At 68.3% G+C, this 14,807-nt stretch carries 12 protein-coding genes; all 12 read right to left on the bottom strand.

Translation table 11 applies throughout. The features are described 5' to 3' along the window. Positions 1-7 precede the first annotated feature (7 nt). A complete protein-coding gene (locus GLO27_RS06485) occupies positions 8-1,966 on the bottom strand; it encodes a hypothetical protein (RefSeq protein WP_029265354.1) in 1,959 nt (652 codons plus the stop codon). Positions 1,967-1,982: 16 nt separating this feature from the next. Beyond that, positions 1,983-3,176 (bottom strand): methionine adenosyltransferase, encoded by a 1,194-nt coding sequence (metK, locus tag GLO27_RS06480; RefSeq protein ID WP_029259250.1) that lies wholly within the window; start codon positions 3,174-3,176, stop codon positions 1,983-1,985. Positions 3,177-3,264: 88 nt separating this feature from the next. Continuing rightward, positions 3,265-3,519, bottom strand: coding sequence for a DNA-directed RNA polymerase subunit omega (gene rpoZ / locus GLO27_RS06475; RefSeq protein WP_017204385.1), 255 nt, complete (start codon positions 3,517-3,519; stop codon positions 3,265-3,267). Positions 3,520-3,584: 65 nt separating this feature from the next. Continuing rightward, positions 3,585-4,496: a guanylate kinase gene (gmk, locus tag GLO27_RS06470; protein WP_021200608.1), complete on the bottom strand. Its 912-nt coding sequence runs from the start codon at positions 4,494-4,496 to the stop codon at positions 3,585-3,587. Beyond that, positions 4,489-5,334 carry an orotidine-5'-phosphate decarboxylase gene (pyrF, locus tag GLO27_RS06465; protein WP_167254092.1) on the bottom strand — a complete coding sequence of 282 codons (846 nt, stop codon included), beginning with the start codon at positions 5,332-5,334 and terminating at the stop codon, positions 4,489-4,491. Before pyrF ends, gmk begins: the two co-directional genes overlap by 8 nt. Further along, positions 5,331-8,618 carry a carbamoyl-phosphate synthase large subunit gene (gene carB, locus GLO27_RS06460; protein ID WP_167254090.1) on the bottom strand — a complete coding sequence of 1,096 codons (3,288 nt, stop codon included), beginning with the start codon at positions 8,616-8,618 and terminating at the stop codon, positions 5,331-5,333. The genes pyrF and carB overlap by 4 nt, the downstream gene beginning before the upstream one ends. Further along, positions 8,618-9,796, bottom strand: a complete 1,179-nt coding sequence (carA, locus tag GLO27_RS06455) for a glutamine-hydrolyzing carbamoyl-phosphate synthase small subunit (RefSeq protein ID WP_021200611.1) — start codon at positions 9,794-9,796, stop codon at positions 8,618-8,620. Before carA ends, carB begins: the two co-directional genes overlap by 1 nt. Next, a complete protein-coding gene (locus GLO27_RS06450; RefSeq protein ID WP_021200612.1) occupies positions 9,793-10,305 on the bottom strand; it encodes a hypothetical protein in 513 nt (170 codons plus the stop codon). Before GLO27_RS06450 ends, carA begins: the two co-directional genes overlap by 4 nt. Beyond that, positions 10,302-11,606 (bottom strand): dihydroorotase, encoded by a 1,305-nt coding sequence (locus GLO27_RS06445; RefSeq protein WP_029259254.1) that lies wholly within the window; start codon positions 11,604-11,606, stop codon positions 10,302-10,304. The genes GLO27_RS06450 and GLO27_RS06445 overlap by 4 nt, the downstream gene beginning before the upstream one ends. Then, positions 11,603-12,568: an aspartate carbamoyltransferase catalytic subunit gene (locus GLO27_RS06440; protein ID WP_136024904.1), complete on the bottom strand. Its 966-nt coding sequence runs from the start codon at positions 12,566-12,568 to the stop codon at positions 11,603-11,605. Before GLO27_RS06440 ends, GLO27_RS06445 begins: the two co-directional genes overlap by 4 nt. Beyond that, positions 12,565-13,095 (bottom strand): bifunctional pyr operon transcriptional regulator/uracil phosphoribosyltransferase PyrR, encoded by a 531-nt coding sequence (gene pyrR, locus GLO27_RS06435; protein WP_167254082.1) that lies wholly within the window; start codon positions 13,093-13,095, stop codon positions 12,565-12,567. Before pyrR ends, GLO27_RS06440 begins: the two co-directional genes overlap by 4 nt. Positions 13,096-13,179: 84 nt before the next feature. Further along, entirely contained in the window at positions 13,180-14,757 is a 1,578-nt protein-coding gene (locus GLO27_RS06430) for a Rieske 2Fe-2S domain-containing protein (RefSeq protein WP_021200616.1), read from the bottom strand. Between the last annotated feature and the right edge of the window lie 50 nt (positions 14,758-14,807).

Below are 14,807 nucleotides of genomic sequence, written 5' to 3'. Positions count from 1 at the left end.
GGAAGGGTCAGAGCTCTGGTTCGAGGATATCGAGGCGGACGGAGAGCGTGCTCTTGGTCGCACGTCCCTTTCGGCGACGCCCGCTCACTGCTTCGGCCACGACCGCGGCGCGCAGTGCGGTCGCCACCCGCGCTCCGGCGCCGTAGTCGAACCGAACGAGCGCCCGCACCCGTGGAGGGACGTCGTCGGATTCGACCGGGACGGGCCCGAGCACCGCGTCGGGAGGCAGCGCGAGCTCGGTCAGCGCGGCGAGAGCGCCGGAGACCGCGGGAGCCGACCCCTGGACCAGGGCCACCCGGGTCGTCGGCGGCATGTGCAGAGGTGCCCTGCTGTCGAGCTCCATGCGGGCGTGGCCCGCCTGATTCCAGGTCGCGAGCGCCTTCGCGGCCGCGCCGTTCACTCCGACCAGATGGATCGGTGCGCCGGGTGCGGCGAGGGCCGCCGCGTTCGACCACCAGCGCAGGCAGGACTCGGCGACGCGCAGATCGGGTGCCTGGAGCATCCGTGGGCCGTCGAGCAGGACGACGGCACGATATCCGCCGTCGGCGATCGGCTCGGCACCACGGGTCGCCACCACGAGCGCGGGCTTGGAGGGAACCCGCTCCACCGGGTGCGCACTGTCGGCGACGATCACACGCACGCCCGGGAACGCCCGACCCAGTTCGTCGGCGGTGCGCTCGCTCCCGGATGAGGCCAACCGCAGCTTGGTGGAGGAGCACGTCGGGCACGACCATGCGCTGGCCGATCGACCGCACCAGGCGCACACCGGCACGGCACCGCGATGCTTCGCCCCGAGCGGACCGCCGCAGTGCGCGCATCGAGCCGGAGCCCGGCATTCCGCACACACCAGCGACGGCGAGAAACCCGGTCGCGAGACCTGCACGAGCACCGGTCCCTCTGCTGCGGCGGAACGGGCGGCGAGAAACGCGGAAGACGGCATCCGCTGGGCGGTGGGCTGTTCCATCTCCTGGGGCGTGCTGAGCACGACGCGGGGCAGCACGCGGCGCGTTGCTCTGACGTCCTGCAACCAGCCGAGGGCGACCAGACGTTCCACATCGGTCGTCCGGGTGTGCCCGGCGAAGAGCAGCGCCGATCCCTCGAGCTCCTGACGCAGCAGCGCAGCATCACGCGCATTGACGTACGGGGCCAGCGGCTCCCCCAGGAGAGGATCGCCGTCGTCCCAGATCGCCACCATGCCGGCGACGACCGGCGAGTAGACCGCCGAACGGTTTCCCACCACGACGCACGGCGCGTCCTCGAGCGTGCGCAGGAAGCCGCGATAGCGATCGGGGTTGGTCTGACGGGAGTCATGGCGCACGATCGCTGCGACGGGCACGAGGACCTCGAGCGCGGCGAGAAGTCGATCGAGGTCACGGCTGTCGGGGACCACGATGATCGACGACTTCCCCGCGGCGAGCATCCGCGCCGCCGAGGCCGCCAGCAACCGGGACCATCCCTGAACCCCGTCGACGAGTTGCGGAATCGCCTCGACGGCCGCCCGTCCACCCGCATCGAGCACGACATCGAGGCCCTCGTAGAGACCGACGGTCTCTTCTGCCGCGATGAGCGCATCCGCCGTCGGCGCCTCGGCCGGCGTGTCGGCGGTCCAGGCCTTCTCGACGCGCACCTGGCGCTTGGGGATGACGAGCCGAAGCACATCGGAGGCCGAACCCGCGGCGCGATCCGCCACGCGGCGTGCGAGCGTGTGCAGGCGCTCCGGAAGCACCGGCACCAGCGACACCACGCTCTCGACTTCCGAGAGCGCCCGGTCGGCGTCGTCCTCGGTGTCGACGTCGACGACATAGCCGTCGATCACACGCCCGGCGGAGCGCAGCGGGACCTGCACGCGAACACCACGCGGCACCTCGCCCCACTCGGGAGGCAACGCGTAGTCGAAGAGCCGATCGAGCTGCGGCAGGGGCGAATCGAGGAGCACGCGCGCGATGCGCCGGCTCTCCGGAGGCATCAGGACCGCGGTCCCATCAGAGCCCGGCAGCGCGACGCAGCTCTTCGGCGCGGTCGGTGCGCTCCCAGGTGAAGTCGGGGAGCTCGCGGCCGAAGTGCCCGTAGGCGGCCGTCTGGGCGTAGATCGGACGCAGCAGGTCGAGCTGCTCGATGATCGCCTGCGGGCGCAGGTCGAACACCTCGTTGATCGCCCGCGTGATGACTTCATCCGACACCGTGCCGGTCCCGAAGGACTCGACGTAGAGACCGACGGGACGGGCGACGCCGATGGCATAGGCGACCTGTACCTCGAGACGCTCCGCCAAGCCTGCGGCGACGGCGTTCTTCGCCACCCAGCGCGTGGCGTATGCACCGGAACGGTCGACCTTGGACGGGTCTTTGCCGCTGAACGCCCCACCGCCGTGACGCGATGCTCCGCCGTAGGTGTCGATGATGATCTTGCGACCGGTCAGACCCGCGTCGCCCTTGGGGCCACCGGTGACGAAGGGACCCGCGGGGTTGATGTAGAGGGTGACGTCGTCGAGATCGAGACCTGTCGTCGCGAGCACCGGGTCGATCACGTGCGCACGGACCTGAGCCTGAAGCTCTTCCTGCGAGATGTCGGGGTGGTGCTGCGTGGAGACCACGACGGCATCGACGGTCTTCGGAGTGAAGCCGTCGTACCCGAGGGTGACCTGGGTCTTGCCGTCGGGGCGCAGGAAGGGCAGCTCCCCGCTGCGACGCACCTCGGCGAGACGCTCCGACAGACGGTGAGCGGTCCACGCGGCCATCGGCATGAGCTGAGGCGTCTCGTTGGTCGCGAAGCCGAACATGATGCCCTGATCGCCGGCACCGAGGCCGTCGAGCGGGTCCACCGAGGACCCGTCGCGGTGCTCCTGCGCGCTGTCGACGCCATGGGCGATGTCGGTCGACTGCTCGCCGACCGAGATGCTGACGCCGCACGAGGAGCCGTCGAAGCCGGTGTCGCTCGAGGTGTATCCGATGCCGTTCACGACCTGACGGACGATCGTGGGGATGTCGACGTATGCCTCGGTCCGGATCTCACCTGCCACATGGACGAGGCCCGTCGTGACGAGCGTCTCGACTGCGACGCGCGAGCCCGTGTCCTTCGCGATGAGGCCGTCGAGGATGCTGTCCGAGATCTGGTCGCAGATCTTGTCCGGGTGCCCTTCGGTGACGGACTCGGACGTGAACAGACGCAGGGCGCTCATCGGTACTCCAGAACGGGACGGACGGAAGGAGGGTGTTGCACCCATTCTGGACCGCGCCTCCGACAGACGGGAGGCGCGGTCTCGAATATCACTCTGCGTGACGCAGACGGAGCTTGTCCTCGTTGATCTCGTGCAGGGCGATCGTGAGCGGCTTGTCCTCGACGGACGAGTCCACGAGCGGGCCGACGTTGTCGAAGAGGTTTCCCTCGTGCAGGTCGGAGTAGTAGTCGTTGATCTGACGCGCACGCTTGGCGGCGTAGATGACGAGCTCGTACTTCGAGTCGACGCGGTCGAGCAGGTTGTCGATGGGGGGATCGATGATTCCGTTGTTGTGTCCGGCCATGGTGAGACCTCCTGATCAGGCGACGGGATCGTCGCGAAGACGGTGCGAAAGGCGCGCGAAGACGCTCAGCGCGCAGAGCTTGTGGACAATTCTACGACCTCGCGAGCCGCGGTGGCGACGTCCTCGTTCACGACGAGGTGGTCGAACTCGTTCTGGGCGGCGAGTTCGACCTTCGCGGTGCGCAGTCGTCTGGCCCGTTCCTCGGCGTCTTCCGTGCCTCGCCCGACCAGTCGATGCACCAGTTCATCCCAACTCGGGGGCAGCAGGAATATCAGCGTCGCCGACGGCTCTGCACGACGCACCTGACGGGCGCCCTGGAGGTCGATCTCGAGGAGCACGGTCTTGCCCTCGGCCAGTGCGGCGTCGATCGGCGCGCGTGGCGTGCCGTAGCGGGAGCGGTTGTGCACCACGGCGTACTCGAGCAGCTCGTCGTCGGCGATCAGCCGGTCGAACTCGGCGTCGTCCACGAAGTAGTAGTGCACGCCGTCGATCTCACCGGGGCGGGGCGGCCGGGTCGTGGCCGATACCGACAGGTGGATCTCCGGGTTGTGCTCGCGGATATGCGCGGCGACGGTCCCCTTCCCCACAGCGGTGGGGCCGGCGAGCACCAACAGGCGGCTCCGTGCGTCGCGCGGGGTCGGCACCGGGAAGCGCGAATCGAGCCAGGCCTCCAGCACCCGGCGCTGGCGCGCGCCGAGACCGCCGAGACGCTTGACCGGGGAGATGTGCAGCTCATCGAGCACGCGGTCGCGCTTGCCCGCACCGATCGCGGGGAGCGCCAGCAGGAAGTCGGTGATGCGCATCGACCCCTCCACCGAGTCGGCATCGGCCGTCGCGCGGTGCAGGACGGTCTGCGGGGTCACCACGCGCATCGTCAGGTCGCGTTTGACCGATGCCCTGGCGCGGCGCCGTTCCACGGCACGGCGGGCGGCCGCGGCCCTGTCGACCTCGGGAACCGTACGCTGCGCGTCAGGCACGCGCCACCTCCAAGTACTCGGCCGCACGCGCGGTGATGGCGGTCGCCAGGTCGGCGGGACCGGCGGAGAGGATGCTGCGGCTCTCGCTCGCGATCACGGCATCCGCCATCGAGCCGAAGCGAAGGCGGAGATCAGCGGCAGTCGCGCCCTGCGCGCCGAACCCCGGAGCGAGGATGGGGGCGACCGGGCCGAACGGCGAAAGGCCTGCGGCCGCCCAGTCCACGGTCGCGCCGACGACGAAGCCGAAGCTCCCCCACTCGCCTGCGCCCGAGGCTGCGGCATTGCGTGCGGAGACCTCCCCGATGATCGCGGCAGACACCGTCTCATCGCTCGCAGTGATCGAACGCTGGATGCCCGCTGCCTCGGGGTTGCTGGTGGCGGCGAGCACGAACACGCCCTTGCCGTGCTCTTCGGCGAGGGCGAAGGACCCGTCGAGGGCACCGACGCCGAGGAAGGGATTCACCGTGAGCGCGTCGGCTTCGAGCGAGGATCCCGGCGTCAACCACGCCTTCGCGTAGTCGTCCATGGTCGATCCGATGTCGCCACGCTTCGCATCGGCGATCACGAGCAGATCTGCGGCACGTGCCGCCGCGAGCACCTCTTCGAGAGCTGCGAAGCCTGCGGAACCGAAGCGCTCGAAGAACGACACCTGAGGCTTCACGAAGCCCACCCGACCGGCCGCCGCCTCGACGGTGCGGAGGCCGAACTCACGGACACCGTGCGCGTCGTCGGTCAGCCCCCACGCGGCGAGCAGCGCCGCGTGGGGGTCGACGCCGACGCAGAGCGGCCCCCGCGCACTCAGCGCGGACCGTGTGCGTTCGCCGAAGCGTTCGCTCACAGTGCCGCCTTCCGGTCCAGCGCGTACTCCTGCAGGCTCTTGACCTGGAAGCCCTCGTGGGCCGCGTCCATCCCGCTCACGGCCGCGCCGAGCACAGCCATCGTGGTGAACAGCGCCTTGTCGGCGGCGACGGCGGCAGCGCGGATCTCGTAGCCGTCCGCCCGCGCGGCACCACCGGACGGAGTGTTCACGACGATGTCGATCGAGCCCTCGTTGATGAGATCCACGATGTTCTTCGCGCCCGACTCCTGCGTCTCGCTGTACTTCTCGACGACCGTGACGGCGATGCCGTTGCGCGAGAGGATCTCGGCGGTGCCCTCCGTCGCGACGATCGTGAAGCCGAGCTGCTGCAGACGGTGGGCGGGGAGGATGACGGCGCGCTTGTCCGAGTCGGCCACCGAGATGAACACGGTTCCCGAGGTGGGCATGCCGCCGTAGGCCGCGGCCTGGCTCTTGGCGAACGCGGTCGGGAAGTCGCGGTCGATGCCCATGACCTCACCCGTGGAACGCATCTCCGGGCCGAGCACGGAATCGACGGTCTTGCCGTCGGCGGTGCGGAAGCGCTTGAACGGGAGCACGGCCTCCTTGACCGACACGGGTGCGTCGAGCGGAACGCGCGAACCGTCCTGCTCGGGAAGCATCCCTTCGGCGCGCAGCTCGGCGACCGTCGAGCCCGTCATGATGCGGCTCGCAGCCTTGGCCATCGGGATGCCGAGTGCCTTCGACACGAACGGCACGGTGCGGCTGGCGCGCGGGTTGGCCTCGATCACGTAGAGCACGCCGGCGCTGATGGCGAACTGCACGTTCAGGAGTCCGCGCACGCCCACGCCCTCGGCGATGGCCAGCGTGGCCTCGCGCACGCGGTCGACATCGGTCCGGCCGAGCGATACCGGCGGCAACGTGCAGCTGGAGTCGCCGGAGTGGATGCCGGCCTCTTCGAGGTGCTCCATGACGCCACCGATGTACAGGTCGGTGCCGTCGTAGAGCGCATCGACGTCGAGCTCGATCGCGTCGTCGAGGAAGCGGTCGACCAGGAGGGGCTTGCCCTCCTCGATGACGACCTCGCCCGCGGTGCGCACGAAGTAGTCGCGCAGCGACGCGGTGTCGTACACGATCTCCATGCCGCGTCCGCCGAGCACGAAGCTCGGACGCACCAGCACCGGGTACCCGATCTCCTCGGCGATGCGCACGGCACCCTCGACGTCGATCGCGGTGCCGTTGCGCGGTGCGACGAGACCGGCCTCGTCGAGCAGCCGCGAGAAGAGCTCGCGCTCCTCCGCGAGGTCGATCGCCTCGGGGCTCGTGCCGAGCACCGTGTAGCCGGCGGCCTCGATGCCCTTCGCGAGTCCCAGGGGGGTCTGACCGCCGAGCTGACAGACGACACCGAGGATGGTGCCGCTCGCGGCCTCCGCATCGAGCACCTCCAGCACGTCTTCGAGCGTGAGCGGCTCGAAGTACAGGCGGTCGGAGGTGTCGTAGTCGGTCGAGACCGTCTCCGGGTTGCAGTTGACCATGACGGTCTCGAAGCCGGCATCGGACAGCGCGAAAGAGGCGTGCACGCACGAGTAGTCGAACTCGACGCCCTGCCCGATGCGGTTCGGGCCCGATCCGATGATGACGACCTTGGTGCGTTCGGACGGCTCGACCTCGGTCTCGAAGTCGTAGCTCGAGTAGTGGTACGGCGTGAGAGCCGGGAACTCGCCGGCGCAGGTGTCGACCGTCTTGTACACCGGGCGGATGCCGAGACCGTGGCGCACGCCGCGGACCTCGGCCTCAGAGGTTCCGCGGAGCTCGGCGAGCTGTGCGTCGGAGAAGCCGTGTTCCTTGGCGTAGCGGAGCGTCGCCGCATCCAGTTCGGATGCCTGGCGCACGACCTCGGCGACCTCGTTGATCAGCACGATCTGGTCGAGGAACCACGGGTCGATCGCCGTCGCATCGAAGGCCTGCTCCACGGTCGCACCCTTGCGCAGCGCCTGCTGCAGGGTGACGATCCGACCGTCGGTGGGGATCTTCGAGATCTCGAGCAGCTCCTCGACGGAGCGGTTCTCCACGCCCCAGTGGAAGCTCGATCCGCGCTTCTCGAGCGAGCGGAGCGCCTTCTGCAGCGCGGTCGCGTAGTTGCGGCCGATGGCCATGGCCTCGCCTACCGACTTCATGGTCGTGGTCAGCGTCGCGTCGGCGGCCGGGAACTTCTCGAAGGCGAACCGCGGCACCTTGACGACCACATAGTCGAGCGTGGGCTCGAAGCTCGCCGGCGTCACGCCCGTGATGTCGTTCGGGATCTCGTCGAGGCGGTAGCCGAGCGCGAGCTTGGCTGCGAGCTTCGCGATCGGGAATCCGGTGGCCTTCGAGGCGAGGGCACTGGATCGCGAGACGCGCGGGTTCATCTCGATCACGATGATGCGGCCGTTCGTCGGGTCGACCGCGAACTGGATGTTGCAGCCTCCGGTGTCGACGCCGACGGCGCGGATGATGTCGATCCCGATGTCACGCATCTTCTGGTACTCGCGGTCGGTGAGGGTGAGCGCCGGGGCGACCGTGATCGAGTCGCCCGTGTGCACGCCGACCGGGTCGACGTTCTCGATGGAGCAGACGACGACCGTGTTGTCGGCCGTGTCGCGCATGAGCTCGAGCTCGTACTCCTTCCAGCCGAGGATGGACTCCTCCAGGAGCACCTCGGTGGTCGGCGAGTCTCGCAGACCGGCGCCGGCGATGCGGCGCAGGTCTTCCTCGTCGTAGGCGAAGCCCGACCCCAGGCCCCCCATCGTGAAGCTCGGGCGGACCACCATCGGGTAGCCCAGCTCGTCGGCAGCCGCCAGCACTTCGTCCATGGTGTGCGCGATGCGGGAGTCCGCCACGTCGGCACCGGCGTCGAGCACCAGCTGCTTGAAGATCTGGCGGTCCTCGCCCTTGTTGATCGCCTCGAAGTTGGCGCCGATCAGCTCGACGTCGTACTTCTCGAGGATGCCGTGGTTGTGCAGCTCGATCGCCGCGTTCAGCGCGGTCTGACCACCCAGTGTGGGCAGGATCGCGTCAGGACGCTCCTTCGCGATGATCGTCTCGATGACCTGCCAGGTGATCGGCTCGATGTACGTCGCGTCGGCGAAGTCGGGATCGGTCATGATGGTCGCCGGGTTGGAGTTGACCAGGATGACCCGGACGCCCTCCTCGCGCAGCACACGGCACGCCTGGGTGCCGGAATAGTCGAACTCGCAGGCCTGACCGATGACGATCGGGCCGGAGCCGATGACGAGGACGGAGTTGATGTCGTCGCGCTTGGGCATTACTTGGAGTCCTTCTGGCTTGCGATGACCAGGTCGCGGAACCTGTCGAAGAGGTAGTTGGCGTCGTGGGGGCCGGCCGCCGCCTCGGGGTGGTACTGCACCGAGAATGCCGGGATGTCGAGGGCGCGAAGCCCCTCGACGACGTTGTCGTTGAGGCCGACGTGGCTGACCTCGACCTTGCCGTAGCCGTTCGGGCTGTCGAAGGTGCCCTCGATCGGAGCCTCGACCGCGAAACCGTGGTTGTGCGCGGTGATCTCGACCTTGCCGGTCTGCTTGTCCAGCACCGGCTGGTTGATGCCGCGGTGACCGAACGGCAGCTTGTAGGTGCCGAGGCCCAGCGCACGACCGAGGAGCTGGTTGCCGAAGCAGATCCCGAAGAACGGCAGCCCGTCATCGAGCACCGCACGCAGCAGCTCGACATGGTCGCCGGAGGCCGCGGGGTCTCCGGGGCCGTTCGAGTAGAAGACGGCGACCGGGTCGACCGCACGGATCTCGTCGATCGTCACGTCCTGCGGAAGGACGTGCACCTCGAAACCGCGGGCGGCGAGGTTGTCGATCGTCGCCTGCTTCACACCGAGGTCGAGCACGGCGAGGTTTCCGATCCGCTCCCCCATCGCCGTCGTCACGGTGGCCACGTCGACCGAGACCTCGGCGGACAGGTTGCGCCCGGCCATCTCCGGTGCTTCGCGGACGATGCGCACCTGCTCCTCGGCATCGAGCGCCGCATCGGCACCGGAGAAGATCCCGCCGCGCATGGAGCCGGCCGACCGGATGTGGCGGGTGATCGATCGGGTGTCGATACCGCTGATCCCCACGACGCCGTCTTCGACGAGCACGTCGTCGAGCGAGGCGTTCGCGCGCCAGTTCGACACGACGCGGGAGGGGTCACGCACGATGTAGCCGGCGACCCAGATGCGACGTGATTCGGCGTCTTCGTCGTTCATGCCCGTGTTGCCGATGTGCGGCGCCGTCTGCAGGACGATCTGGCCCGCGTAGGACGGATCGGTGATCGTCTCCTGGTATCCGGACATGCCGGTCGCGAAGACGACCTCGCCGAGGGTGCGGCCGCGGGCGCCGTAGGCGCGTCCGATGTGACGTGTGCCGTCTTCCAGGACGAGGACGGCGGGATCGGGAAGCGAGGCCGCGGGGGCCTGCCCGGAGGTTGTCGAGAGTGTCATGACTGTGCTCCTGTGTCGGGGGCGGCGGGGACGAGCCGCTGCAGGTCGGAGATGAGGTTCTGGGGATCGCCGGTGGCGAGGCGCAGGTAGCTGTCGACGATGGTGTCGTCGTCGATGTTCCAGGCGATGCGCACGAGGCCGCCGGGCTCCACGACGCGGTCGATGGTGACCGTAGCGCGGTCGACGGCGACGAGCCGGTCGTTCGCGAGGAAGACCGTCGGGGTACCGTCGAGGCAGAGGGCGATGCCGCGATCCGTGAGCGCGAGCTCGCCGCGGGCCCGGTACGCGAGAGGTGACACCGCGAGACGCTCGAGCGGCTGCTCGTGCCGTGTCGTCGACACGTACAGCACCTCGTCGCGGCGGGCGACCTCCGCGTGCTCAGGCACACCCAGCGGGGCCGTGAACACGGAATCGCGGCGGACTCGTCGTCGCCAGGCGAGAAGCATCACCAGCAGCACCAGGAGCGCGACGGCGATCGTGATCGCGACGGCGAGGTCCCGAGCGCTCATGCGCGGAGCTCCTCGACGACGCTGCCGCCGTCGACCGTGAGCACGCCGCCGTGGATCGTGTACTCCACTCGTCCGGGAAGCGCGCGGCCGAGGTACGGCGAGTTCACGCTCCGGCCGTGGAGGTCGGCCTCCGTGAAGACACCGTCGACCGCGGCGTCGTACAGCGTGAGCTGTGCCGGCTGTCCGACTTCGAGCGGCGTGCCGTGTCCGGAGAGACGTCCGATGCGAGCGGGCGCCGCGCTCATCACACGCGCGATGTCGGCCCAGTCGAGCAGGCCGGTCTGCACCATCGACTGGTGCACGACGCGCAGCGCGCTCTCGAGACCCACCATGCCGTTCGCCGCTGCCTGCCACTCGCAGGCCTTGTGCTCGCTGGGATGCGGGGCATGATCGGTCGCGACGATGTCGATGGTTCCGTCGGCGAGACCCTCGCGCACCGCGAGCACATCCTCTTCGCGACGCAGCGGAGGATTGACCTTGTAGCGCGCGTCGTACCCGCGCACGAGTTCGTCGGTCAGCAGGAGGTGGTGAGGGGTGACCTCGGCCGTGACGTCGATGCCGCGCTTCTTGGCCCAGCGGATGATGTCCACCGAGCCCGCGGTCGAGAGATGGCACACGTGCAGTCGCGAGCCGACGTGCTCGGCCAGCAGCACGTCGCGGGCGATGATCGACTCCTCGGCGACCGCGGGCCAGCCGGCGAGACCCAGCTCGGCCGACACCGTGCCCTCGTTCATCTGCGCGCCCTCCGTGAGGCGAGGGTCCTGCGCATGCTGGGCGATCACGCCGCCGAACGACTTCACGTATTCCAGCGCGCGACGCATGATGAGCGGGTCGAACACGCAGAAGCCGTCGTCGCTGAAGACACGGACCTGCGCGCGGGAGGTGGCCATCGCGCCCAGCTCGGCGAGCCGCTCGCCCTTCTGCCCGACGGTGACGGCGCCGATGGGCTGCACCGTGGCGTAGCCCGCCGCTTCACCGAGCGCGAGCTCCTGCTCCACGACACCAGCGGTGTCGGCGACCGGCGAGGTGTTGGGCATCGCGAAGACAGCGGTGAAACCGCCGGCCGCGGCGGCGCGCGTTCCGGTGAGGATCGTCTCGGACGCTTCGTAGCCGGGCTCGCGCAGATGCGTGTGCAGGTCGACCAGTCCGGGCAGGGCGACGAGACCCGCTGCGTCGATGACCCGAGCACCCGAGCGCTGCAGTCCGCTCCCGATCTCGGCGATCCGGCCGTCCTCGATGATGATGTCGGCGCTCTCGGCACCGAGCAGTCGTGCACCGGTGATGACGAGGGTCTCGCTCACAGGTCTCCCCCTCGTTCGTCGTCTCGTTCTCCTGCCAGCAGCAGGTACAGCACCGCCATGCGGACGGATACCCCGTTCGTGACCTGTTCCAGCACCGTCGAGCGGGGGGAATCGGCAGCTTCCGAGGAGATCTCCAGTCCCCGGTTCATGGGTCCGGGGTGCATGACAATGCTACCTGTCGGAAGACCGGCCACACGCCGTGCGTCCAGGCCCCAGCGTCGGGAATACTCCCGCTCAGTTGGGAAATACGCGGCATTCATCCGTTCCAGCTGGATGCGCAGCATCATCACCGCGTCCGGCTCTTCCGCCAACGCCTCATCGAGGTCGTAGACGACCCGCACCGGCCAGAGCGACACGTTCTGCGGAACCAGCGTGGGCGGCGAGACGAGCGTGACATCGGCGCCGAGCGTGGTGAGCAGCCAGACGTTGGAGCGCGCGACCCGAGAGTGCAGCACGTCACCGACGATCACCACGCGCAGACCGCTCAGGTCACGACCGCGACTGTCGGCGCCGAACCGGCGCTTGCGGATCGTGAAGGCGTCGAGCAGCGCCTGCGTCGGGTGCTCGTGGGTGCCGTCGCCGGCGTTCACGACACCGGCCGAGATCCAACCGCTGGTGGCGAGCGTCTGCGGCGCGCCGGAACCCGGGTGCCGGACCACGACCGCGTCAGCACCGATCGCCTCCAGGGTCTGCGCCGTGTCCTTCAGGCTCTCGCCCTTGGAGACGCTGGATCCCTTCGCCGCGAAGTTGATCACATCGGCGGAGAGGCGTTTGGCGGCCGCCTCGAACGAGATGCGCGTGCGCGTCGAATCCTCGAAGAAGAGGTTCACGACGGTCTTGCCACGCAGCGTCGGAAGCTTCTTGACCTCACGCGACTGCGTGTCGGACATGTCTTCGGCGACGTCGAGGATGCGCAGGGCGGTGGCCCTGTCGAGGGTGCGGGTGTCGAGGAGGTGTCTCATTCGCCGATCGTCACCTCCTCCGCGCCGTCGTTCTCGAAGAGGCGCACGTTGACCCGCTCGGTGCGGGCGGAGGGGATGTTCTTGCCGACGAAATCGGGACGGATCGGGAGGTCACGGTGCCCGCGGTCGACGAGGATCGCGAGGCGCACGACCGAGGGGCGCCCGATCGACTGGATCGCGTCCAACGCTGCCCGGATGCTGCGACCGGAGAAGAGCACATCGTCGACGAGCACGACGGTCTTGCCGTCGATGCCGCCGACCGGGATCTCGGTGGGTTGCGGGGAGCGTGTCGGGTGCTGGGCGAGGTCGTCGCGGAAGAGCGTGACGTCGAGAGCGCCGACCGGGACGGACTGCTGCGCGATCTCGCTGATCAGCAGCCCGAGGCGATGGGCGAGGGTGACACCGCGGGTCGGGATGCCCAGCAGGACCAGATTCTCGGCTCCTCGATTGGACTCGAGGATCTCGTGCGCGATACGGGTCAGCGCTCGTGAGATGTCGGCTTCGTGCAGCACGGTGCGCATGCTCATCGGCCGCTCCCTTCTCCGCCTCACAGGACGGTGTTAAAGGTTGCTTGTGATGTCAGTCTATCGGAGCGCGGGGACTCCGGCGGATCAGCTGGCCTCCTGCAGCACGGGGTCGGTGACCTCATCGATCTTGGAGGAACGGATCGGGTGACCGGCGGTCGACAGACAGCGCCCCGTCTTCAGGTCCCACTTCCAGTCGTGCATGCTGCACGTGAGGATGCCGTCCTCGTCGACCGTGCCCGTGCGGGTGAGGTCGGCACGCAGGTGCGGGCACCGGCGCTGCACGACCCAGTCGCCGATCTCGGCATCCTCGGTCTGGTCGGTCTGCTCCTGGTACCAGTTCTCGACGTACTCGATCCGATCCACGGAGAGGCACTTGAGGAACGTGGTGAGGAACTCGTTGAACTTGCCGCTGCGCCCCACGGAGAACTGCATCGAGAGGAAGATCGAGTTCGACCAGTCGATCTCGTGATCGACGATGTTCGTCGAGACCAGGTCTGCGGGGATGGTGTACCAGTAGATGCACTCCTCCCCGGCGTACTCCCGGACCTTCGCGCGGGGGAAATCGACCACCATGTCGAGCTCGCCGATGCGGAAGCGCACGCACCCGCCGACGCCGAGTCGGATCGTGCGGGACTTCTTCAGCAGCGGCTCCCACCAGTTCTTGATCGCCTCGAGCATTTCGGCGGGCGGGATGATCGCGGCACGAGAAGCCTCCTCGTCGCGGATCTCCTGCTGTCGACTCGCCCGCTGCTCCTCGAGGTAGTCCCACTTCTCGTCGAAGATGTGGGAGATCTCGGCCTCGGTGTAGAGCGTCTGCTCGCTCGTGACGGATCCGTCCTCGACCGTGACGACCGTGCCGGGGATGAAGAGCTGCCCGTCGTACTGCGGCGCCAGCTCCTTCATGTGCGCGAGGAACTGCTTCTGGTCGGTGAAGATCGACTCGCCGTTCTTACCGAGGCCGTTGAAGTCGAACAGGTCGTCACGCAGGAACATGGGCGGGCCCGCCATCGGGAAGACGTGCGGAGCGTCGACCTTCTCGATGTAGTACATGGCGCGCTTGTTCTGCGCTTCGCGCTTGAGACGGGCGAAGTTCTGCTTGGCATCGAGAGGCAGGTCGTAGACCATGGGCCACCAGATCGCGCCGGACACCTGAGTGAAGTACGCGTCGGGCTTGCCGAAATCGAGCAGCTTCTCGAGATCGAGCGGGTGGGAGTCGTTCTGGTTCAGCATCGAGCCGGTGCCGTCGTCGACGCTCAGCGAGGAGTCGCCGATCGGACCGTCGCTGGGGGCTCGCAGCGGCGTGATCATCATCTTGAGCTCGCCGCGCTGGATCACCTGCCCGGCCGGGGCGTACGTGATGTTCGTGTAGCCGAGTGCCCGGATGTCCTTCTCGAGGTCATCGGTCGGGTACTCCGGAAGCAGCACCTCGATGTCCTTGCGGATGTAGCGTTCGAGGAGCCGCGGGTCGAAGTGGTCGCGGTGCCGGTGCGAGATCCAGAGGAAATCGGCTTCACGCCCGAAACGCTCCCAGTCCAGGCCTCGGTTGTCGGGGAACGGGAACCAGGATCCGTAGAACGAGGGTCCGAGGACCGGGTCGCAGATGATGTTCCCGCCGACCGTCTCGATGAACATCCCGGCGTGGCCGAGTCCCGTGATCCGCATTGCATTCCTCCCGAAAGTGAACCGTTCGATTGTACCGACGGCTCCCTGAA

The organism is Microbacterium sp. Be9 (assembly GCF_011754135.1).
Lineage (GTDB): Bacteria > Actinomycetota > Actinomycetes > Actinomycetales > Microbacteriaceae > Microbacterium > Microbacterium maritypicum_A.
This window is presented reverse-complemented; position numbering and strand designations above follow the sequence as displayed.

Excerpts from the sequence above, each read along its gene's own strand:
- GLO27_RS06485 (WP_029265354.1), bottom strand. The coding sequence starts at position 1,966 with ATGCCTCCGGAGAGCCGGCGCATCGCGCGCGTGCTCCTCGATTCGCCC.
- metK (WP_029259250.1), bottom strand. The coding sequence starts at position 3,176 with ATGAGCGCCCTGCGTCTGTTCACGTCCGAGTCCGTCACCGAAGGGCAC.
- rpoZ (WP_017204385.1), bottom strand. The coding sequence starts at position 3,519 with ATGGCCGGACACAACAACGGAATCATCGATCCCCCCATCGACAACCTG.
- carB (WP_167254090.1), bottom strand. The coding sequence starts at position 8,618 with ATGCCCAAGCGCGACGACATCAACTCCGTCCTCGTCATCGGCTCCGGC.
- carA (WP_021200611.1), bottom strand. The coding sequence starts at position 9,796 with ATGACACTCTCGACAACCTCCGGGCAGGCCCCCGCGGCCTCGCTTCCC.
- GLO27_RS06450 (WP_021200612.1), bottom strand. The coding sequence starts at position 10,305 with ATGAGCGCTCGGGACCTCGCCGTCGCGATCACGATCGCCGTCGCGCTC.
- GLO27_RS06440 (WP_136024904.1), bottom strand. The coding sequence starts at position 12,568 with ATGAGACACCTCCTCGACACCCGCACCCTCGACAGGGCCACCGCCCTG.
- pyrR (WP_167254082.1), bottom strand. The coding sequence starts at position 13,095 with ATGAGCATGCGCACCGTGCTGCACGAAGCCGACATCTCACGAGCGCTG.
- GLO27_RS06430 (WP_021200616.1), bottom strand. The coding sequence starts at position 14,757 with ATGCGGATCACGGGACTCGGCCACGCCGGGATGTTCATCGAGACGGTC.